The sequence below is a fragment of the Gemmatimonadota bacterium genome (assembly GCA_016712265.1).
Classification (GTDB): Bacteria; Gemmatimonadota; Gemmatimonadetes; order Gemmatimonadales; family Gemmatimonadaceae; genus RBC101.
The window spans coordinates 193,842-213,256 of the sequence record JADJRJ010000029.1 but is presented as its reverse complement, the minus strand read 5'-3'; the positions used below and the strand labels follow the sequence as shown (position 1 = coordinate 213,256).

The window sequence follows — 19,415 nt, the reverse complement described above, 5'->3', positions numbered from 1 at the left end:
GCAATCTGCACCGAGGTTCCCGCCAAAGGGAACCGCCTGCCTGACGAGCGTCGGGGTTACCGCGTGGCGATGGTGTTGCCCAGTGCGCGATTGGTCGCCTGCAGCGTGGCGATCACTGTGCTGCGCGAGAGGTTGTCGTCCGAGAGGTGACAACCAAGAAGCCGACGCTCGCCGTCGGTCCCGCGTGCGAGCACGCTGACCATGACCACGTTCGCGTCAAACGCGCGCATGGTCTTCACCCCGATCAACTCCAGGGTCACGGTCCCCTTGGTGAAGGACTCGATCGCGCGCAGGGTCGCGTCGGCGACGACTCGAAGGTCACCGAGAGGGCTGGCGATACCGTCCGCCTGTCCCCGGATCACGTCACCCGGGGTCCACTCCAACTCGACGATCGCGGTGCACCGGGCGCTTGGCGTGCGTTCGAAGTGCAGGCCGGTAAAACGCAGCCGGCTCCGCCGCGGCTCGTCGACCACGGACGTTCCCTGCATGGCCAGCGCGAGGGCCCTGGCGGTCTCGGCCCCGGAGAATTCCTGCATGGTGATCATTCGCTCCTGTCTCCCCTACACACGACCCAGCAGGGCCACGGCAACGGCTGCCCCTGACCCGGGGGGGCGATCACCCCGATATTTGGACCATGCGCGCCTTCATCGCCTGCCTCATCGTCCTGGCCGCCTGCTCGCGTGACGATCGCTTTGCGGGCCTCCAGGAAGCGATTGTCGAACGGGAGACCCGGGTCCCCGGCGCCGTCGTGGGCGTCTACCTTCGTGACCTGGCGGACGACGCCACCCTGGAGCATCGGGGTGACTCCCTGTTTCACGCGGCCTCAACGATGAAGCTCCCCCTGTTGGTGGAGTACGTCCGCGCGGTGCAGGCCGGTCGGATCGACACGAACGCCACCTTGCGCCTGGAGAATCGCTTCGCGTCGGTCGTCGACGGCTCACCATTCACGCTGGACCCCGGGGACGACTCGGACAGTACCCTCTACGCCCGTGTGGGGCAGGACGTGCCACTCCGCGAGCTCGCCGAGCGCATGATCACACGGAGCAGCAACCTGGCCACCAATGCCCTGATAGGAGTCCTCGGGGCCGATCGTGCCCAGGCCACCGTGCGCTCGTTAGGCGCCAATACCATGGTCGTGGCCCGGGGCGTTGAGGATGGCAAGGCGTTCGACGCGGGCATCATCAACCGCACGAGCGCCCGGGACCTGGGCATCCTTTTGGAGGCGATCGTGTCAGATCGCGCTGCCGCACCCGAGTGGACGCGCGCGATGCTCGATATTCTCGAGCGGCAGGAGTTCAGCGCCGAGATCCCGGCGGGATTGCCGAGCGGCACCCGCGTGGCCCACAAGACCGGTTGGATCACCGGGGTGCTGCATGACGCGGCCCTGATCTTTCCTCCGGGGGGCCGGCCCCCGTTCATCCTGGTCGTGCTGACCCGCGGCATTCCCGACCAGGCCGTCGCTCGCGCGCTCATCCAGGACATAGCACGGGCCTGCTGGGACGCGCTCGTCAGCCCGGTGTCCTAGCCGCCTGCTGCTTCAGGGTCCCGTGCGCCGCAGCGGACCGCGCCTTCGCGGGCAGGGGGCTGCCTACTCGGCCAGCGCGTGTACGTCGGGCGCCTTGGCGCCCTGGAGCGTTTGGTAGTATCGCGTCCGTCCATCTCGCGCGTTGGCCTCGCACATGCTCATCGTCTCCCCGCGTGCGTGCACGTGAAAGACGCAGTGGGCGAGCCGCTCCTCCCCCAGGGGAGTCGTCAACTCCTCGGTACTCATGAAGTGGTGGCTGACCACCACCAGTGACTGCAGGTGCGTGCGGCCTCGGAGCAGGTTGGCTGCGGCGCGCCACGGATGGCCGGGATCCAGGCGTCGCAACCAATAGCGGACAAACGCCGGCACGTTGCCCAGGGTCGTCCGCGGCGCATGCCACGCCAGTGCCGCAGCGCGGAGCCAGCGACGCACGCCTGCATCGCGCCGAAAGGTCACGCCGCCGAACTGATCGAGGAACTCATCCACGATTCGCGGGCCGTCCCCATCACCGTCCACCCGGACCGGCAGGTACCGTGACCCATGCTCCCCGCCCGTCGCCACGATCCCATGGACAAACCGATTGCAGCCGGGGTGCCCCAACCATTGATGGGCACGCGACAGCTCCGTCGTCCCCAGCCCGTGCGCGATCCTGTCCCACAGCTCGTCGACCGTCACCCCGCCACCGAGCCCCTCTTCCGTGCGGCCCACCTGCGCGATGGGTTGAAAGGAGACCAGGCGAAACACATCCGCATTCCGCAGCAGCCACCGCATCACGTCGGGCACCCCATCGAGGTTCTCCCGGGTCACCGTCATGGTCGTGGCACCACGGACGGGCGCGCCCGTGGCCCGCGCAGCGTCGCGCAACATCGCCGCGAATTCATCGCGGAGCGGATTCAGCTCCGCCTCCGTGCGCGCCGCGCGCCACCGATCACCGCGGCGACCGCGCTGCGTCGTGTCGACATGGATGCTGACCTCACGGAGTCCGCCCTCGACGATCAGGCGTTCGAGGAGCCCGGGCTGTCGACGGAAGGAGTCGCCGTGCGTCATCAACATCGGGATCAGGCCCAGCGATGTTGCGTACTGCAAGAGCTCGACGATCTCCCCGGCGGGGCGCAGCGTGACCTCGCCATCGGTCAGTTGGAGGTTCCCGGCATTCCCCAGCAGCGGCCGAAGGGCCCGCATCTGCGCCTTGACCTCCTCCACGCTCGCCGCCGGGATCCGGTTGGCCTCATCCCCCAGGTAACATCCGCGACACGCGAAGTCGCACCGGGGCATGGCACCGATCGTCGCGCCACACCCGTTGCCCTGCCGCCCGAGCATTTGCTGCGGCGTACGAAACTGTGGCAGCAGCCGAGCCCGCGAGCGCGCAAGATTCGCCCGAGTCTCCGACAGGACCGGCTCGCGAAGGATCTGGAAGGGGGATTGGTCGCTCATGCCTTGCACCGGGCTACCTGGCTGTCTTCAGCTTGCGGGCGTTTTCCTGGGAATTGAGCGTCCAGTCGTAGTTGGTCTCCTTCACCTTGAAGGCCCCACTCAGCAACAGCTGTTTCTCGGGACCATCGGCGTAGTAGCGCGCCACATACCGGCCGACGGCGGCCTCGCTACCACCAAAGTCCTTGATGTAGTCGCGAAAGCCGATGAACACGGGGCTCAGGTACACGGTCTTGGACGCAACGTCGACCCGGTTTTTTGTCGGTTGGCGCGTCACGAACTCGCGCCCCTGGTCCTCGAGCTGCGCATCAAGTCGGCTCGCCACAAACGCCTCGCGGCGGAGCGGCGGGCATCCCATGGCCGCACACACCAGCGCAAAGTGGATCCGGGGTTCCTTGAAGGTGGGCCGGATGATGTCCTGCTCGATCTCGTCGAGGCCGTAGGCCTTGCCCCCGACCATGGCAAGCTTCTCCTTCCAGGGACCGTAGGCCTTCACGAAGCCGATCGACTTGTTGATGTTGCGGATCGACTGGCGCTCGCCATGCGTGTTGATGAGCTGGATCGTGTAGGCGTTGTAGGCGTTGATCCAGAATGCCAGTTGCTCGTCGCGACCGAGACGAGCCGGATCGGTCGCGTTGAGCGTCGCGAGGTACCGTGCAAACGCGGGGGCCTTCGCAAAGGCGTCGTAGTCCACCATCCCGTCGACCACGTGCGCGCGCAGCAGCTGGTCGAACGGGGCGTGGTCGACAGCCTGTGCGTCTACGGAGCCGGCCGCGAGCAGGAACACCGTCGGCATCAGGAACCTTGCGTTCGCTACGCGGATTACATGCAGCATTATCGCTCTCCGGCGGTGGCGGTCGGTGGGCCACCGTATTGAGTTGACAAGAGGGTGGTGACGTACCCGCATCCTACGCCGCGCGGTGGCGATCGGATTGCGGTACGGCACGCCCATGCGGACAGATCCACTTCCCCCGGTCCCGACGTATACGGTCCATCCCCAGACCGTTCCTCTCCATGACCTCTCGCGTTCCACCCGTGCCCGCCTCCCCCCCCTCCCCCCTCGCACGACTCGGGCGGCTTGCCGCCCTGACGGTGGGTGGGTGCCCTCCTCGCCGTGGGGCGGTCGGTGGGCGGCTACGTACCCGCCTTCGCACAATGGGTGAACGGGTTAGGTGCGCTTGGACCAGTCGTGTTCATCGTCGGGTATGTGGTGGCCACCGTGGCCTTCATCCCCGGGTCGTTGCTCACCCTGGCCGCGGGGGCGATCTTCGGCCTCGCACGCGGCACAGCGTTCGTCTTCATTGCCGCCACGGCGGGCGCGACCGCCGCTTTTCTCGTGTCGCGCTACCTCGCGCGGGGGCTCGTCGAAAAGCGCATCGCCGGCAACGCGAAGTTCGCGTCGATCGACCACGCCATCGCGTCGCAGGGGCGACGCATTGTTTTTCTGTTGCGGCTGAGTCCCGTGTTCCCATTCAACCTGTTGAACTACGCCCTCGGGCTGACCCAGGTACGCCTGGGGGACTACGCCCTCGCCTCGGTCGGCATGCTCCCGGGCACCCTCCTGTATGTCTACTACGGCAAGCTGGCTGGTGACGTCGCGGCGCTTGCTGGCGGCGCCGCGCCGCCCAGGGACGCCGGATACTACGCGGTCCTCGCGCTGGGACTCGTCGCCACGGTTGCCGTTACCACCATCGTCACTCGCCTTGCTCGCAAGGCCCTCCAGGGTATCGCCTGAACATGACCAGCTTCGCACCTGCCCGCGGCGTCGCTCAACACCCGCAGGCGCACTCCCCCGCGCTTGTTCCATTTGGGGAGGCGAATCAGCTGCTGGCCTCCCATGTGCACCCGGCGGACTGGCAGAATCCAACGCCGCAGGACCGATATCACCTGGTCGTCATTGGCGCAGGTACTGGCGGCCTGGTGACCGCGGCCGCGGCCGCCGGGCTCGGCGCCAGGGTGGCGCTCATCGAGCGACACCTCATGGGCGGCGATTGCCTGAATGTCGGGTGCGTCCCGTCCAAGGGGGTGATCCGCGCCGCGCGCAGCTGGGCGTCGGCTCGTGAATCCGCCAGCCGCTTTCATGGGCCGGCGTCCACGGGCGACGGGGACTTTGCCGCCGCCATGGAGCGCATGCGTCGCCTCCGTGCCCGCATTGCCCCGGTCGACGGCGCCCCTCGCTACCGTGACCTCGGCGTCGACGTCTTTATCGGCAACGGTTCGTTTGTCTCCCGGGACGCCATCGACGTCAACGGTGCGCGATTGGCGTTCCGCCGGGCCGTCATCGCCACCGGCGCTCGTGCTGCCGCGCCGCCCATCCCCGGGCTCGCGGATGCCGGGTACCTGACGAATGAGACCGTGTTCTCGCTGACCGAGCGCCCAGATCACCTCCTGGTCATCGGCGCGGGCCCGATCGGCTGCGAGATGGCCCAATCGTTCGCGCGATTCGGGGCCCGCGTCACCCTCGTCGACATGAGCCCCCGCATCCTGCCACGCGAGGATGCCGACGCGTCGCGGGTGGTGGAGGCCGCATTGCGCGCGAGCGGCGTCGAGTTCGTGGGCAACGCCGCCATCTCTCGGATCGAACGTCGCGGGCAACAGCGCGTCATCCATGTGACTGTGGAAGGCCAGTCGCGCACGATCGAAGGTGATGCCCTGCTGGTCGCCATCGGTCGTGCCCCGAACGTCGAAGGGCTCGGCCTCGACGTCGCGGGCGTCGCGTTCGACAAGGCCGGAGTCACGGTGGATGACCGCCTGCAGACGTCCAACCCCGCCGTCTACGCGGTCGGTGACATCTGTTCCGCCTACAAGTTCACCCACGCCGCCGACTTCCAGGCTCGCACGGTCGTGCAGAACGCACTCTTCTTCGGGCGCGCGAAAGCCTCGCGCCTGGTCATCCCCTGGGCCACGTACACCTCGCCCGAGCTGGCGCACGTGGGCCTGACTGAGGCCGACGCTCGCAAGGCAGGAACCGAGGTCGACACCGTAATGGTTCCGTTTCATGACAACGACCGGGCCATCCTCGATGGCGAGGAGGAAGGGTTCCTCAAAGTGATCCTCGCCAAGGGCACCGATCGGATTGTCGGGGCTACCCTCGTCGCCGAACACGCGGGTGACATGATCGGAGAAATCACCCTTGCCATGACCGCTGGGATCGGCCTGTCGAAGATCGGCCAAACGATCCACCCCTACCCGACCCAAGGCGAGGTCTTTCGCAAAGCCGCCGACCTCTGGCGTCGCCGCAAGTTGACACCAACGGTGCGCAAGCTGTTTCAGGCGTACTTCAGGTGGGTGAAATAGGACCGGCAGACGTCAGACCCGCGAGCTAAACACCGCAAGCCCCCAGCCCCATTCACCAGCTCCTTAAGCTACCGCCCCCCCGCACGAACTCCCCGCCCCCGCCGTACACCCATAGCAGTGCGGCGCAATCGCGATCTCGCGCGACGACAGGGCGGCGAGCCCTTCGGGTTCGAGCGCCTCGAAAATCGTCCGCGGCGCCAACCCGGCCAGCGGCATCTCGAGCATCTGGTTAAAGTCGCAGTCGTGGAGGGCGCCATCGTACGACACGCTCAACGTTCCGCGGCACATCACCCCGGCCGCCGCCGAGGGATTGAAGGCGTTCGCCAACATGGTGAGGTACTCCTCGACCTTCCCCCGCTCATCCAGGAACTCCAGGAAACGCGAGATCGGCATGTTGGTGATCGTGTACAACCGGTCGAACGTGATCCCATAGCGACGCAGCATCTCCTTCTTCCAGCGAGCCTCCAGGGCCTCCTGGTTCCCTGGGAGGAAGGTGCCCACCGGATTGGCCACCAGGTTGAGCTGCAGACCCTCCCCACGCCCGTATCCCAAGCCGTTCAGCAGCCGCAACGCCTCGATCGACTCCTCAAAGACTCCTTCCCCACGCTGCGCGTCCGTTTCGCTCGACTGGAAGTAGGGCAAGGAGGCGACTACCTCAACGCGATGGCGGGCCAGCAGGGCCGGGATGTCGGAGTAGTTGGGCAGGAGGATGGCGGTAAGGTTGCAGCGGTGCATCACGTGGGCACCGCTGCCGGCCCCGCGCGACACGATCTCGCGAAAGTCGGGGTGCAGCTCCGGCGCGCCGCCCGTGATGTCAAAGGTCCGCACCCGATGCGTCCCAAGAAAGGTCAGGCACGCCTCCAGTACCTCTCGGGGCATCACCTCCTTCCGGTCCGGCCCGGCGTCCACATGGCAGTGGCGGCAGGTCTGGTTGCAGCGTCGCCCGACGTTGATCTGCAGGATATCCACGCCGGTGGCGCGCAACGGGAACAGCCCCGCCGTGGCCAGGGACTCCGCGAAGGAGGACGGCAGGGCGACCTGGTGCAGTCGATCGAGCTGGGCGTCCGCCGACGACAATGGCGCGAGGCGCTTCTCGAGGGTAGCGAGGATGCGCCCCATTACATCCCCAGGTCGCTGACGTGATTCAGCATCTGGACCCCATGCACCAGGGAGGCCCCGCCCCGGATCGCTGCTGATACGTGCACCGCCTCGGTCATCTCATTCAAGTTCGAGCCCTTCTCCAGCGCGTCCTTCGAGTAGGCGTCGATGCAATACGGACACTGCACCGCGTGGGCAACCGCCAGGGCAATCAGCGATTTCTCTCGCGCCGTGAGTGCCCCCTCCGCGAAGACCGCGTTGTACCAGGCAAAGAACTTCGACGCGAGCTCCGCATTGCCGGTAGCGATCTCGCCAAACTTGCCGAGGTCGTGCTGGTGGTAGTAGTTGGGGCGTTCGGTCATGGGCGGGGCGTCAAGACGGTGGGGTTTGGCTATGCTCTCCAAGCCAGAAGGGCATCTGGGAGTTCCCCAAGCTACGTCGCGGGTCACCGGGCGGATTGCCGCAATCTCCGTAGCCGAAACCACGCGCGACAACCACCTTCCGACGCATGCCCGTCACACCGTCCCTCGCGCTGTCGGTCGTGATCCCGACCATCAACGAAGGCACGACCCTGCCCAGCCTCCTGGACGACCTCGCCCCGCTGGTCGCCGAGGGCGACGTGGAGATCCTGGTGGCGGACGGTGGGAGCGGAGACGGAACGAGGGCGATTGCGACGGCGCGAGGCGCTCGCGTCGTCGCGTCCGGCCTCGGCCGGGGCCGTCAGCTACGGGCCGGCGTCGCCGAGGCCCGAGCGCCTGCTCTCTGGGTCCTCCATGCCGACGCGCGCGTCCCGGCGACCACCAGCGCCATGGTAGCGCGGTGTGTTCGGGACGGGCTGACGCGGCCGTATGCCTGTCGGCTCGCCATACAGGATGACGGCTGGCCCTTTCGGCTCATTGAGGCAGGGGCCAACCTCCGATCACGGGCGTTTGCCCTGCCCTATGGGGATCAGGGACTGCTCGTGCCACGGGCCGTGCTCGACCGCGCGGGCGGCTACGACGACATCCCGCTCATGGAGGATGTGGCGCTCGCACTCCGGTTGCGCAGGATCTCCCCCATCGGCCTGCTCCCCGTGACAGTCGAGGTATCGGCAAGACGGTGGCACCGCGACGGACCGTGGCGACGAAGTGCGCGCAACCTTTGGATCCTCCTCCGTTTCCTGGCGGGCGCCGATCCGGTAGCCTTGGCCGAGCAGTATCGGCCCCCTGCTCCGGCCCGCCCGAACGCGGGCGCCTGATGCGGCGCGCCGTCGTCTAACCCTGCATCGCTCGGGCGGTACCTCAGCACCACCAGCGCTCGCCAGCGACGCACGACGCCGACCGCAGCATCGGCACATTAGTCCCTACCGGTCGTCAGGCGCGGCGTCGCGAGGAACAGCACGTGTTTGGGGCCCGACGTCGCGTGCGCCCGCTCACGGAAGGTCTCGACCACGAGGCCCGCTCGCTGCAGCGCCCCAACAAAGGCGCGATCCTCGCCAACCGACCAATACGCAATCCGGCCCCCCGGACGCAGGGCGGCGATCGTGCTCGCGATCCCGGTCGACGAGTACAGCGACGCATTCTCCTTCATGAGCATGCCGTCCGGCCCATTGTCCGTGTCGAGCATGATCGCATCGAATGCGGCGCGTTGCGCTCGCAACACCTCCACCACGTCGGCCTGTACCACCTGCACCCTGGGGTCCGACATCGCCTCGTACGCCAACCCGTATGAGGCCTCGGCGTTCCACGCGATCACCTCGGGAACCAACTCGGCCACGACGGCCTCCGCGTCCGTCCCCAGGTGCCTGAGCGCCGCCTTCAGCGTGAACCCCAGCCCGAGCCCACCCACAAGCACGCGTGCCCCCGGCACGTGGGTCAGCGGCGCACACGCCAGCTCGGCCAATCGATCCTCCGAATAGTGCCGGCGCGTCGACATCAATTCGATGCCATCCGCCCAAATCACGTAGTCTCGATCATGGCGAAAAAACTCCAGCTTCGTGCCACTCGGCGTGTGGGCGGTACCAAGGCGGACGAAAGGCTTCACGAGCGCGGCAGGGAAGGAGGAGGCACGAGGGAGCAGTCACGCTGAGGGTGAGGCGGAGGACTCACCACCCAAGGCAGTGACAGGATAGTCACCTTCCGCCTGCGTCCGCATCGCCCATCCCAGGTGAGGCCTCGCGCCACGCGAGCCAGTCCGCCTCTGTGTCGATATCTCGCTTCGGTGCCAGCATCTGGACCTGGTACCCAGCGGCCCTCGCGCGCTCACGGGACACGGCCAGCGTGTCCGCCGCGCTCCATGGGACCGCCTGAAAAATCTCAGGGGCGCTAAGGCCGCAGCCCACGAGATAGTACCCGCCGTCGAGGGCCGGCCCAAAAACCACATCCGCTCCTTCCAACGCGGCAAACGCCTCCCGAATCACGCTGGCGTCCACGTCCGGGCAGTCGGTCCCAATGATCACCAGCCGCCCCTTCCCGGTCTCGAAGTGGGCCGACATAGCGCGCGTCAGCCGCTCGCCGAGGTCACCCTGTCCCTGGGCCAGCACATCGGCCCCGCCGCCAAGCCAGGCGGACACGGCGGGGACAGCGTCATCGGGTGCGCACCGAATCTCCAGCTTCCAGGGGCCCCCTGCGACGGCCTTGGTTACACGCTCCGCCAAGTGCACGTAGATCGCGAGGGCGTGCTCCTGCCCAACGGTGGCAGCGAGCCGGGTCTTGACCCGTCCAAGTTCTGGCGCGCGGGCAAAGACCACGACGCGGTCGCCAGGCAGGGGTGCGTACACGAGGGGTCTGGGGGGGCGAAATGACCCGGCCGGGGCTCGAACCCGGGACCTACGGATTAAAAGTCCGTTGCTCTACCAACTGAGCTACCGGGTCGCGTGATGCGACCGATGCCAAGTTAGTCCGTTCGCCTCGCCGAGTCACCCGTGCCAGGCCTCGGTCGCCTGAGGCACGGGCCACGGGGTCCGGCGCCCCCGTGGCCCCGATAGCACAGTGGCCTCCCCACCCGGGGAGGCCACTAGATCCGCACGAGGCGCGGTTACTGGATCGACGACACCACGGCGGAGTTCGCGCCCTTGGTCTCGACGACGAACACCACACGCCGATTGGCCTGTGCCCCGGGCATGTCCCGCTCAGCGCCTTCGACTACCTGGCGAACTTCGCCCATTCCGATCGCGCGCAGCGACACGCCCGTGATCCCTGCTTGAGCAAGGTAGGCCGAGACGCTCTCGGCGCGGCGCTGGGAGAGCTGCATGTTGTAGCGCGGCGACCCGGCGGGATCCGCGAATCCTTCCACCGTCACCAGTGATCCGCCGTAGTACGTGTTGACAACCTGCACAAAGCGATCCAGCGACGCGCGGTCTTCGTCACGGACCGTGGCATCGTCAAAGCCGAAGGTCACGGGGAACGCGAACTTCATCCCGTTCTCCATCGCGGTGATCTTGGCGCCGAACTCGGTTCGCAAGGTGGTCAGGTCACGGCGCAGCGCGGCCACGTCCATCTTGAGCGTCGCCAGCTCACCGGCGAGGCCGGTGACCTTGGCGCCCTGTGCGGCCAGCTCGTTGTTGATCACGCTATCAGCGGACGCACGCTGGGTCCGCTCGGTGGTGATACCGGTGTCCAGCTCGCGGCGCACAAATCCCTTGGTGGCGCACGCGGTCAGCGAGAACAGGACCAGGGCCGCGGTGGTGGCACGTTTCATCATCGTCATGGCTACCCCTCTCAGGTAGGTCAGGTGTGACATCGCCGCCATGCCCGTCCCGGGCAACATGTCCAGAGTGGTCGGCGCGGTGAACATACACGCGGCAGGCTTTTCCGCGTGTGACCACCATCACACCCTCACCATCACTTCATGTGCACAAACCGTCACTGTGCGACACGGCACACGCGAAAGGAGACAAAGCACCCGATGTGGACACGCCACACCCGCCTAACGCCCAAGGTCGAGCGTGAGTTGCCGGGTGCAGAAGGCCGGACGATGGTGCGGCGTCGTTCCCTGGGCTTCAATCGCGGCCAAGTGGTGGGCGGTCGCATAGCCGGCATTCTGCTCCCATCCGTAGCCCGGATGTCGCCGCGCGAGCTGCCGCATCAACCGGTCGCGGATCACTTTCGCGACAATGGATGCACAGGCGACGCTGTAGCAGCGGCGGTCGCCCCCTACCACTGCCGTGTGCACCACGCCGAGGGTGGGAATCGCCTTGCCGTCCACGACGACGTGGTCGGGGGGCACCGCCAGGGCGGCCAACGCGCGGCGCATGGCGAGCGTGGTCGCGTGCAGGATGTTCAGTCGCTCGATCTCACGAATGGAGGCGGCGCCCACACCCACCGCCAGCGCGCGGGCGCGAATGCGGGGCGCCAGACGCTCGCGCTCCGTTGCGGACAAACGCTTCGAATCATCCACGCCGGCAATCGCGCGTTGGCCAGCCGGCATGATGATCGCGCATGCGACAACGGGGCCCGCGAGGGGGCCCCGTCCGACTTCGTCCATCCCGGCCAAGTGGGGTCCGTGGGCCGCTCGCAGCGACGCCTCGAGCGGTGCCCAGCGCGATCCCACCTTCGTCAGCCCTCCGTCGCCGCTCCCGTCGCGGGCACCGCGATACGCACCTTCTTCTCGCGGATGCGGGTGGCCTTGCCGACCAAATTGCGCAGGTAGTACAGCTTCGCGCGACGCACGCGACCACGACGAACAACCGTGATCTCGGCCAGCATCGGCGAGTGGACCGGGAAGATGCGCTCGACCCCAACGCCGTTGGAGATCTTGCGCACCGTGAAGGTCTCGCTCACCCCGGCCCCGCGGCGCGCAATGCACACCCCTTCAAACGCCTGCAACCGCTCCTTGTCGCCTTCCTTCACGCGAACATTCACGCGGACGGTGTCGCCGGGGCGGAACGGAGGGACATTGGACTTCATCCACTCCTTCTGGGTCTCAATAAAGGCGTGCATATGGCATTGGGGCCGAAGCCCCCCTCAAAGGCTGATTTTGGGAGACCCTGAAGCTAACCCGTTGGTAGGATTGGCGGTAGGGGAGTCACCTTGTTGTCGACTCGACGACCCAGTGCCCCAGCGCCCTATTCGGACGTCGTGTCCCGAGCCGGGCGCGGGAGGCGACGCCCGGTCGACGCGCGCCAGGTCGCAATACGCTCGTGGTGCCCGGAGAGCAGGACCTCCGGGACCTCGTGGCCCCGAAAGACGGGCGGCCGGGTGTAGCTCGGTGCACTCACCACCGACGGTTCGGAGAAATGCGAGTCGGTGCGCGCACTTTCCGGGTCGGACATGGCCCCCGGAAGCAGCCGAGCGACCGCATCCACCACCGCCAGCGCTGCGGGTTCTCCCCCCGAAAGGACGAAGTCCCCAAGAGAGAGCTCCTCGGTCGCGAGGAAGTCCCCAACCCGTTGGTCGACGTCCTTGTAGTGCCCGCAGAGCAGGGTGAGTTCGCCCCCCTGCGCGTATCGATGCGCATGTGCCTGGGTGAACCGCTCCCCGCGCGCGGACATGAGGACGATCGGGGGGGCACACCCCAGCGCCTCGACCGCCTCGAAGAACGGCTCGGGCTTCATGACCATCCCCGCCCCGCCACCGTACGGGTAATCGTCGACGGTGCGGTGCTTGTCGTGGGTGTAGTCGCGCAAGTTCACCACCCGGTACTCCACGCTTCCGGCACCGGCCGCCTGCGCCGGGATGGAAAGCGACAGCGGGACCTGAAAGTACTCAGGGAAGATTGTCACAATCGTGATGCGCATTGCCTACTCCAGCAGCCCAGGCGGCAACGTCATGTGGAGGTGGCCGGCTGCCAGGTCCACGCGATCCACGAACTGACCCTCATAGGGCAGCAATACGGTCCCACTTTCGCGCGCGACCTCGAGCAACAGGCGGCCGGCTACCTCGAAGGTGCCAACGACGCGCCCGATCTCGCCCTCCGCCTCGGTGCGCACCGAGAGCCCGATCAGTTGATGCTGGTACACCGCGCCTTCCTCAGGCGGCACCAACTCCGATTGCGGTACCAGGAGGAATCGATCGCGCCACCGCTCGGCCTCCGTGCGATCTGGCACTTCGACAAACGTCACGAGGAACTGCTCGCGGAAAGGGCGGGCGTCTTCAACGTGTATCGGGCCGAGCTTGGGATCGGGATCCCCTTCTGCGGTGCCCGGAAACAAACGAGCGCCGGGCGCGAAGATCACGTCCGGCGACTCAGTCATCAACTCAACCACGACCTCCCCGCGAATCCCGTGCGCCTTCCGGATTCGCCCGACAATGATGAGGTCCTGGGCGTTCACGTCGGGACCGGCGGTTACTCGCCGTCCGGCTTTGCCTCTGTCAGCGGAACGGCCGCTCCCTGAAGCTTGGCGGCGAGGCGGGCCTCGTGGCGGGCCTTGAGGACCCCAGCACGGCGCAGGATGGACCGAACGGTGTCGCTTGGCTGGGCACCATTGTCCAGCCAGTAGTTCGCGCGATCACCCTTGAGGTTGACCGGGTTCGCCTGGCGGGGCTGGTAGGTCCCGATGATCTCGATGAAGCGCCCGTCACGAGGCATGGTGGACTCGGCGACAACGATGCGGTAGCTCGGCGCCTTCTTGCGACCTTCGCGGCGCAGGCGGATACGAACGGCCATGCTGGACTCCTGACTGGGGATTCATGCGGGCTCATCGCGGTTCCCGGCACACCCGGGTCGCACCCGACTTGAACGCCACCCCGGTGAGGGGTGGCGAGCCCTGAAATAAAGCGGGCTCAGCGCCCGAACGGGAGCCCCAGGCGCCCTCCGGAGGCCGCCTTTTTCATCATCTTCTGCATGTCCCGGAACTGCTCCAGCAGCCGATTGACCTCGTTGGCGGTCCGCCCACTCCCTCGGGCGATGCGGGCACGCCGCGACCCGTTGATCATGGTCGGGTCCTTCCGCTCTTCCCGGGTCATCGACAAGACGATCGCCTCGACGTGCTTCAGCCGCTTCGGATCGAGGTTCGCCTGCTTCAACATCTTGGCATTGACGCCCGGGAGCATCTTCAGGATCCCTTCGAGCGGCCCGAGCTTGGACATCTGCTTCATCGCCGTGAGGAAGTCCTCGAGGTCCAGCCCCTCCTTCCGCACCTTCTTCTCGAGCTTCTTGGCCTCGGCGACGTCGATCGCGTCCTGGGCCTTCTCCACGAGCGACAGCACGTCGCCCATCTGCAGGATGCGCCCGGCCATGCGCTCGGGATGGAACTCCTCGAGCGCATCGGACTTCTCGCCCACGCCGATGTACTTGATGGGGGTCTTCGTGACCCCGTAGATGGAGAGCGCGGCGCCACCACGCGCATCACCGTCCATCTTGGTGAGGATGACCCCCGTGGTGCCTAACGCCTTGTGGAAACCCTCGGCGATGCGCACGGCGTCCTGACCGGTCATGCCATCGGCCACCAGCAGGATTTCGTCCGGGTGCACCGCTTCCTTCAGGCGCACCAGCTCCTGCATCATCTCGTCGTCGATCTGGAGACGACCCGCGGTGTCCACAATGACCACGCGGTCCCGCGCGCGCTTGGCCTCCTCGATCCCGGCGCGGGCGATCTTCACGACGTCGCGGGTGCTTCGATCGGCGTACACGGGCACTTCCAGCTGCTGACCGAGCGTTTCCAGCTGGTCGATCGCGGCCGGCCGGTACACGTCCGCGGCAACAAGCCGCGTGGCGCGGCCCTCGCCCTTCAGGCGGCGCGCTAACTTGCCCGCACTGGTCGTCTTTCCCGACCCCTGCAACCCGACCATCATCACGATGGTCGGTGGCACCGAGCTGAGCTTGAGCCCTTCGCGGCGCTCGCCCAGCATTGCCGTCAGCTCGTCGTGGACAATCTTGACCAGCTGCTGGGCGGGGGCCACGCTCCGGATCTGGGTGACCCCGACCGCCTTCTTCTCCACGCGCTCGAGGAACTCGCGGGTCAGCTGGAACGACACGTCGGCCTCAAGGAGGACGCGGCGAATCTCGCGCAGCCCCTCCTTGATGTCGGCCTCCGTAAGGACGCCTCGCCCGCGCAGTCGGGCAAAGACGCCCGAGATCTTTTCTGACAGCTCGTCAAACATGCCGGGCAACGTAGGCAGCGCCGGAAACCCCGGCAAGCTGGCCATGCCTCGCGGTGCCAACACCGCCACTTCGGTGTTCTCCGCCGAACGCGGGCGGCGGATCGTCGTTGGGCGCGCTGCGGCGACAGGGTAAGTTTCCGCGCGTCCCCCCGCGCCACCGGATCCCCTCGCCCAGGCCGCATGTCCCGTCCCCAACGCCGCGACGAAATCCTCGGTCAGGAGCTTCCCCCGCGGCTGCCGCTCATGGCGCTGCGGTCGACCATCGTGTATCCCCTCGGCACCATCGCGGTGCAGATGGGGGCCCCGGAGAACCTGGCGTTGCTCCGCGCCAACGAGGACCCGGGGCTCATCGTCGCCCTGGTGGTCACGGGAGGTGACGCCGAGGACGTCGTCGAGAATGGCCGGTTCGTGGGGCGCGTGGGGGTCGCGGCGCGCGTGCACGAACGCATCAACCTCCCGGGTGACACGGTCCAGATCACCCTCCAGGGATTGCGGCGCATCACGATCGATTCGATCGAGCAGGAGGAACCGTTCGTCATCGCCGGGGTCCGGCCCGCCAAGGAGCTCCCGGCCGACCCCAACGACCTCGACGACCTGGTGACGCGCATCGTCTCCGCCGCGGAGACGCTCGCGGACCTGGTCGACCGCATCCCGGACGAGGTGCCCCAGATCCTCAAGATGAACGTCTCGGACCCCGGGCGATTTGCCGACCTGGCCGCGACGAACATGAACTTCCGGATCACGGACAAGGACGAAGTCCTGCAGCGCCTCGACATCGGGCAGCGGATGCGCTTCATCCTGTCTCGCCTGGAACGCGAGGTCGCGCGCGCCCGCGTGATGGAGGACGTGAAGAAGCAGACCGAAGTGAAGATCGAGCAGCACCAGCGCGAGTTCTACCTGCGGCAGCAACTGCGGGCGATCCAGGCCGAACTCGGCGAGACCGACCCTGGCGAAAAGGAAGCAGTCGAGCTGCTGAAGAAGATCGACGACGCGAAGATGCCGGAACGGGTGGGCCAGGAAGCGCGCCGGGAGACCGAGCGATTGCGGATGCTCTCGCCGGCATCCAGCGAGTACCAGGTCATCCGCAACTACCTCGACTGGATCCTGGCCCTGCCGTGGCACAAGCGGAGCGGGCACGAGCAGATCGAGCTGGCGCGGGTCGAGGAGGCGCTCGAGGGGCGGCACTACGGGCTCAACGAGGCCAAGGAACGCATCGTCGAGTTCCTCGCGGTGCGCAAGCTCCGCGGCGGTGACCCCCATGGGCCGATCCTCTGTTTCGTCGGGCCGCCGGGGACAGGGAAGACATCGTTAGGCGAGGCCATTGCCGCCGCCATGGGACGCGCCTTCTACCGCATCGCGGTCGGTGGGGTCCGTGATGAAGCGGAGATCCGCGGCCACCGGCGGACCTATGTGGGCGCCATGCCCGGGCTGCTGCTCCAGGCGCTGCGGCGCGTTGGGGTGCGTGACCCCGTGCTGATGATCGACGAAATCGACAAGATGTCGGGCGGCGGGGCCGGCGGCGATCCCACCGCCGCCATGCTCGAGGTGCTCGATCCCTCGCAGAATCATGACTTTGTCGATCACTACCTGAACCTGCAGTTCGACCTGTCCAGCGTCCTGTTCGTCTGCACGGCGAACAACCTCTTCGACATCCCGGCCCCGCTCCGCGACCGCATGGAGGTGATCCGCATCGCCGGGTACACCGTCGAGGAGAAGGTCGAGATCGCCTGGCGCTACCTGATGCCGCGCCTCCTGGAGGAACACGGGATCAGCGACAAGGACATCCAGTTCACCGACGAGGTCCTGGGTTTCGTGTCGAGCCGCTACTCGCGCGAGGCCGGCTTGCGCAACTTCGAGCGCAACCTCGCCGCCCTCATGCGCAAGCGCGCCCGAAAGAAGGCGGACGGCGAGGAGGGCGCCTGGATCGTGGACAATGCGCTCGTCGAGCAGATCCTTGGCGTGCCGAAGTACGCGGCAGAGGAGGCCGAGAAGGAGCCCGAAATTGGCACGGTCACCGGGCTCGCGTGGACCTCGCTCGGCGGCGACATCATGACCATCGAGGCACTACGCATGCCGGGCACCGGCAAGTTGACAGTCACCGGCCAGCTCGGCGACGTCATGCGCGAGTCCGTCGATGCCGCCCTCTCGTTCGTCCGCTCCCGGGCCGAAGCGTTAGGCGTGGCGGACAAGGACTTCAAGGAGAGCGACTTTCACATCCACTTCCCGGCGGGTTCCGTCCCCAAGGACGGCCCGAGCGCCGGGGTGGCGGTCACCCTCGCCCTGGCGTCGGTGCTTTCGCGTCGGTCGGTGCGCCGCGACCTGGCGATGACCGGAGAGGTCACGCTGCGTGGCAAGGTGCTGGAGATTGGCGGCGTGAAGGAGAAGACCCTCGCCGCCTATCGCGCCGGACTACGCGAGGTCATCCTGCCAGCGAACAACCAGAAGGACCTGCGAGACGTCCCGGACGAGGTCCGCCAGAACATGGCGTTCACCTTTGTCAGCTCGATGGACGAGGTGCTGCGACTGGCGCTGCTACCAAACGCGGGGCTGCTGGCCGACGTTGCTGAAGAGCAAGTGCAGGAAGCACGGGAAGCACGAGCGGCACGGGAAGCACGCGTGTCGCCGCCATCGGCCCGCTGAGCGGATTGCGTTACCGGCGGTGGCGTCCCGGGCGTTGCCGGCGAACGCTCAGAAGACCCGCTGGAGCAGGTAGAGCATGAGTCCGGCGAGCCCCCCCACCAGGGTGCCGTTGATCCGGATGAACTGCAGGTCGCGCCCGATGGCCAGCTCAATACGGCGAGAGGTGGCATCGGGATCCCAGCGCTTCACGGTCGTTGAGATCAACTCGCCGACCTCGCTCTGGTAGCGCTCGACGACGGCGACGATCGCCTCGATCAGCCACGCATCGACCTTTTCCATCAGGATGGGATCCTTCAGGATCGCCTCCCCGAACGCCGTGAGGCCACGCTGGATCGCCTCGGGCTTGAAGCCATCGGGATCTTCCGCGTGACGGGTGATGGTGGCCTTGGCGTCGGCCCACATGGCCGCCGAGAAGCCACGCACCGCCTCGGCGTTGAGTACATCCTCCTTGATCTGCTCGGCCTTGAGGATGACTTCGGGTGACGCTTGCAGCTTGACGATGAACTCATCCAGGGCCGCGTCGAACCGGAGGCGGAGCGGATGGGTATCGTCCTCGTGCACCGCTTGCATCGTGCGCTCGAGCCCGGTGACGATCTTCTTCGCGATGCGATCGTCGACCACGCCCGGCATCCACCACGGGCTCTCGCGCTCCACACGTTCGCGGATGAGGTCCTGATTCTCGGACAGGAACTTGGCGGTAAGGCGGATCGCGTCGTTGAGCAAGCCCTGGTGCCGGTTCTCCGCGGTCAGCACCGAGAGAAAGCGCCCGAGCAAGGGCGCCGCCTGGGTCTTCTTGATGCGGTCAATGGCGGCGCGGGAGATGACCTCCTCCACGTCGTCGTCACGCAGGACATTGGTCGCCGCCCCGAGCGCGCGCGCCAGCTGACGGGCGATCTTGCGCGCATTCTCCGGCTCCACCATCCAGCGGGCCGCGCGTTCCGCTGCATTCAACGTGTGGAGTTTGGCGACGATGACGTCGCGATTCAGGAAGTTTTTCTCGACGAAGGCCCCGAGGGTGACGCCGACGCGATCCTTGCGCATCGGGATGATGGCCGTGTGCGGGATCTTGAGCCCCAGCGGATGGCGGAACAGCGCGGTGACCGCGAACCAGTCCGCGAGGCCGCCAATCATGGCTGCCTCGGCCGTTGCCCGAACGATCGCCAGCCAAGGCACCTGAGGTTCCAGCCACCGGGTGATGAGGAAGACGATGGTCGCCCCAATGAGCAGCCCCGTCGCCCAGCGCTTGATCGAGGTGAGGCGCGCCTGGCGCAGCGCCTCGTCGTCGGGGCGCAGGGGCTGCGGCTCGGACAGCGCCCTGGGATCCGGGACGGGACGGATCCCGCCGGGAATGGAGTCCAGCCGGGCGCTGGTTGGCGCGGCCTGCTCCGTCTCGCGCGCCATCA

20 protein-coding genes and 1 tRNA gene are annotated in these 19,415 nt (G+C 67.1%); 5 read left to right on the top strand and 16 right to left on the bottom strand.

Annotated elements, in window-relative coordinates; genetic code table 11:
- Positions 1-56 precede the first annotated feature (56 nt).
- Positions 57-545: a hypothetical protein gene (locus tag IPK85_14790; protein MBK8248657.1), complete on the bottom strand. Its 489-nt coding sequence runs from the start codon at positions 543-545 to the stop codon at positions 57-59.
- Between the two features lie 89 nt (positions 546-634).
- On the opposite strand from IPK85_14790, the gene IPK85_14785 reads away from it, so the two are divergent.
- The gene (locus IPK85_14785) at positions 635-1,525 is read left to right on the top strand and encodes a serine hydrolase (GenBank protein ID MBK8248656.1); all 891 of its coding nucleotides are present in this window, start codon (positions 635-637) and stop codon (positions 1,523-1,525) included.
- Between the two features lie 63 nt (positions 1,526-1,588).
- On the opposite strand, the gene IPK85_14780 is transcribed toward IPK85_14785, so the two are convergent.
- Positions 1,589-2,959 carry a radical SAM protein gene (locus tag IPK85_14780; protein ID MBK8248655.1) on the bottom strand — a complete coding sequence of 457 codons (1,371 nt, stop codon included), beginning with the start codon at positions 2,957-2,959 and terminating at the stop codon, positions 1,589-1,591.
- A 13-nt stretch (positions 2,960-2,972) separates the two neighbouring features.
- The gene (locus tag IPK85_14775) at positions 2,973-3,791 is read right to left on the bottom strand and encodes a DUF547 domain-containing protein (protein MBK8248654.1); all 819 of its coding nucleotides are present in this window, start codon (positions 3,789-3,791) and stop codon (positions 2,973-2,975) included.
- A 261-nt stretch (positions 3,792-4,052) separates the two neighbouring features.
- On the opposite strand from IPK85_14775, the gene IPK85_14770 reads away from it, so the two are divergent.
- Entirely contained in the window at positions 4,053-4,691 is a 639-nt protein-coding gene (locus tag IPK85_14770) for a TVP38/TMEM64 family protein (GenBank protein MBK8248653.1), read from the top strand.
- A gap of 2 nt (positions 4,692-4,693) precedes the next feature.
- A complete protein-coding gene (locus IPK85_14765) occupies positions 4,694-6,253 on the top strand; it encodes a mercuric reductase (GenBank protein MBK8248652.1) in 1,560 nt (519 codons plus the stop codon).
- Positions 6,254-6,316: 63 nt separating this feature from the next.
- Here IPK85_14765 and arsS read toward each other — a convergent pair whose 3' ends face one another.
- Both arsS and IPK85_14755 read right to left on the bottom strand, forming a co-directional pair.
- On the bottom strand, positions 6,317-7,372 hold the full coding sequence (arsS, locus tag IPK85_14760; protein ID MBK8248651.1) for an arsenosugar biosynthesis radical SAM protein ArsS: 1,056 nt from the start codon (positions 7,370-7,372) through the stop codon (positions 6,317-6,319).
- Positions 7,372-7,713 (bottom strand): carboxymuconolactone decarboxylase family protein, encoded by a 342-nt coding sequence (locus IPK85_14755; protein MBK8248650.1) that lies wholly within the window; start codon positions 7,711-7,713, stop codon positions 7,372-7,374. Before IPK85_14755 ends, arsS begins: the two co-directional genes overlap by 1 nt.
- A gap of 146 nt (positions 7,714-7,859) precedes the next feature.
- On the opposite strand from IPK85_14755, the gene IPK85_14750 reads away from it, so the two are divergent.
- A complete protein-coding gene (locus IPK85_14750; GenBank protein MBK8248649.1) occupies positions 7,860-8,588 on the top strand; it encodes a TIGR04283 family arsenosugar biosynthesis glycosyltransferase in 729 nt (242 codons plus the stop codon).
- A gap of 98 nt (positions 8,589-8,686) precedes the next feature.
- On the opposite strand, the gene IPK85_14745 is transcribed toward IPK85_14750, so the two are convergent.
- The 10 genes from IPK85_14745 to ffh all read right to left on the bottom strand — a co-directional run bounded on the left by IPK85_14745 (position 8,687) and on the right by ffh (position 15,372).
- On the bottom strand, positions 8,687-9,373 hold the full coding sequence (locus IPK85_14745) for a spermidine synthase (protein MBK8248648.1): 687 nt from the start codon (positions 9,371-9,373) through the stop codon (positions 8,687-8,689).
- An 88-nt stretch (positions 9,374-9,461) separates the two neighbouring features.
- Positions 9,462-10,109 (bottom strand): TIGR04282 family arsenosugar biosynthesis glycosyltransferase, encoded by a 648-nt coding sequence (locus IPK85_14740; protein ID MBK8248647.1) that lies wholly within the window; start codon positions 10,107-10,109, stop codon positions 9,462-9,464.
- Positions 10,110-10,130: 21 nt separating this feature from the next.
- Positions 10,131-10,203 (bottom strand) — tRNA-Lys (locus IPK85_14735).
- 163 nt (positions 10,204-10,366) lie between these two features.
- Positions 10,367-11,038, bottom strand: coding sequence for an OmpA family protein (locus IPK85_14730; GenBank protein MBK8248646.1), 672 nt, complete (start codon positions 11,036-11,038; stop codon positions 10,367-10,369).
- A 219-nt stretch (positions 11,039-11,257) separates the two neighbouring features.
- A complete protein-coding gene (locus tag IPK85_14725; protein ID MBK8248645.1) occupies positions 11,258-11,815 on the bottom strand; it encodes a ribonuclease HII in 558 nt (185 codons plus the stop codon).
- 71 nt (positions 11,816-11,886) lie between these two features.
- Positions 11,887-12,270: a 50S ribosomal protein L19 gene (gene rplS / locus IPK85_14720; protein ID MBK8248644.1), complete on the bottom strand. Its 384-nt coding sequence runs from the start codon at positions 12,268-12,270 to the stop codon at positions 11,887-11,889.
- A 125-nt stretch (positions 12,271-12,395) separates the two neighbouring features.
- The gene (gene trmD, locus IPK85_14715; GenBank protein ID MBK8248643.1) at positions 12,396-13,067 is read right to left on the bottom strand and encodes a tRNA (guanosine(37)-N1)-methyltransferase TrmD; all 672 of its coding nucleotides are present in this window, start codon (positions 13,065-13,067) and stop codon (positions 12,396-12,398) included.
- 3 nt (positions 13,068-13,070) lie between these two features.
- Positions 13,071-13,601 (bottom strand): 16S rRNA processing protein RimM, encoded by a 531-nt coding sequence (gene rimM, locus IPK85_14710; GenBank protein MBK8248642.1) that lies wholly within the window; start codon positions 13,599-13,601, stop codon positions 13,071-13,073.
- 14 nt (positions 13,602-13,615) lie between these two features.
- Positions 13,616-13,936: a 30S ribosomal protein S16 gene (rpsP, locus tag IPK85_14705; protein MBK8248641.1), complete on the bottom strand. Its 321-nt coding sequence runs from the start codon at positions 13,934-13,936 to the stop codon at positions 13,616-13,618.
- Between the two features lie 116 nt (positions 13,937-14,052).
- Positions 14,053-15,372 (bottom strand): signal recognition particle protein, encoded by a 1,320-nt coding sequence (gene ffh / locus IPK85_14700; GenBank protein ID MBK8248640.1) that lies wholly within the window; start codon positions 15,370-15,372, stop codon positions 14,053-14,055.
- A gap of 180 nt (positions 15,373-15,552) precedes the next feature.
- On the opposite strand from ffh, the gene lon reads away from it, so the two are divergent.
- Complete coding sequence (lon, locus tag IPK85_14695; GenBank protein ID MBK8248639.1) at positions 15,553-18,012, top strand: endopeptidase La; 2,460 nt, start codon at positions 15,553-15,555, stop codon at positions 18,010-18,012.
- Between the two features lie 48 nt (positions 18,013-18,060).
- Here the strand turns inward: lon and IPK85_14690 are convergent, their stop codons facing one another.
- The gene (locus IPK85_14690) at positions 18,061-19,413 is read right to left on the bottom strand and encodes a DUF445 domain-containing protein (protein MBK8248638.1); all 1,353 of its coding nucleotides are present in this window, start codon (positions 19,411-19,413) and stop codon (positions 18,061-18,063) included.
- Positions 19,414-19,415 lie beyond the last annotated feature (2 nt).

Bases quoted from the DNA above. Each gene is read 5' to 3' on its own strand.
- IPK85_14690 (MBK8248638.1), bottom strand. From the start codon at position 19,413: ATGGCGCGCGAGACGGAGCAGGCCGCGCCAACCAGCGCCCGGCTGGAC.
- rpsP (MBK8248641.1), bottom strand. From the start codon at position 13,936: ATGGCCGTTCGTATCCGCCTGCGCCGCGAAGGTCGCAAGAAGGCGCCG.
- IPK85_14755 (MBK8248650.1), bottom strand. From the start codon at position 7,713: ATGACCGAACGCCCCAACTACTACCACCAGCACGACCTCGGCAAGTTT.
- IPK85_14790 (MBK8248657.1), bottom strand. From the start codon at position 545: ATGATCACCATGCAGGAATTCTCCGGGGCCGAGACCGCCAGGGCCCTC.
- ffh (MBK8248640.1), bottom strand. From the start codon at position 15,372: ATGTTTGACGAGCTGTCAGAAAAGATCTCGGGCGTCTTTGCCCGACTG.
- trmD (MBK8248643.1), bottom strand. From the start codon at position 13,067: ATGCGCATCACGATTGTGACAATCTTCCCTGAGTACTTTCAGGTCCCG.
- IPK85_14765 (MBK8248652.1), top strand. From the start codon at position 4,694: ATGACCAGCTTCGCACCTGCCCGCGGCGTCGCTCAACACCCGCAGGCG.
- arsS (MBK8248651.1), bottom strand. From the start codon at position 7,372: ATGGGGCGCATCCTCGCTACCCTCGAGAAGCGCCTCGCGCCATTGTCG.
- IPK85_14750 (MBK8248649.1), top strand. From the start codon at position 7,860: ATGCCCGTCACACCGTCCCTCGCGCTGTCGGTCGTGATCCCGACCATC.
- IPK85_14780 (MBK8248655.1), bottom strand. From the start codon at position 2,959: ATGAGCGACCAATCCCCCTTCCAGATCCTTCGCGAGCCGGTCCTGTCG.
- IPK85_14785 (MBK8248656.1), top strand. From the start codon at position 635: ATGCGCGCCTTCATCGCCTGCCTCATCGTCCTGGCCGCCTGCTCGCGT.
- IPK85_14725 (MBK8248645.1), bottom strand. From the start codon at position 11,815: ATGGACGAAGTCGGACGGGGCCCCCTCGCGGGCCCCGTTGTCGCATGC.
- lon (MBK8248639.1), top strand. From the start codon at position 15,553: ATGTCCCGTCCCCAACGCCGCGACGAAATCCTCGGTCAGGAGCTTCCC.
- IPK85_14775 (MBK8248654.1), bottom strand. From the start codon at position 3,791: ATGCTGCATGTAATCCGCGTAGCGAACGCAAGGTTCCTGATGCCGACG.
- IPK85_14730 (MBK8248646.1), bottom strand. From the start codon at position 11,038: ATGACGATGATGAAACGTGCCACCACCGCGGCCCTGGTCCTGTTCTCG.
- rplS (MBK8248644.1), bottom strand. From the start codon at position 12,270: ATGCACGCCTTTATTGAGACCCAGAAGGAGTGGATGAAGTCCAATGTC.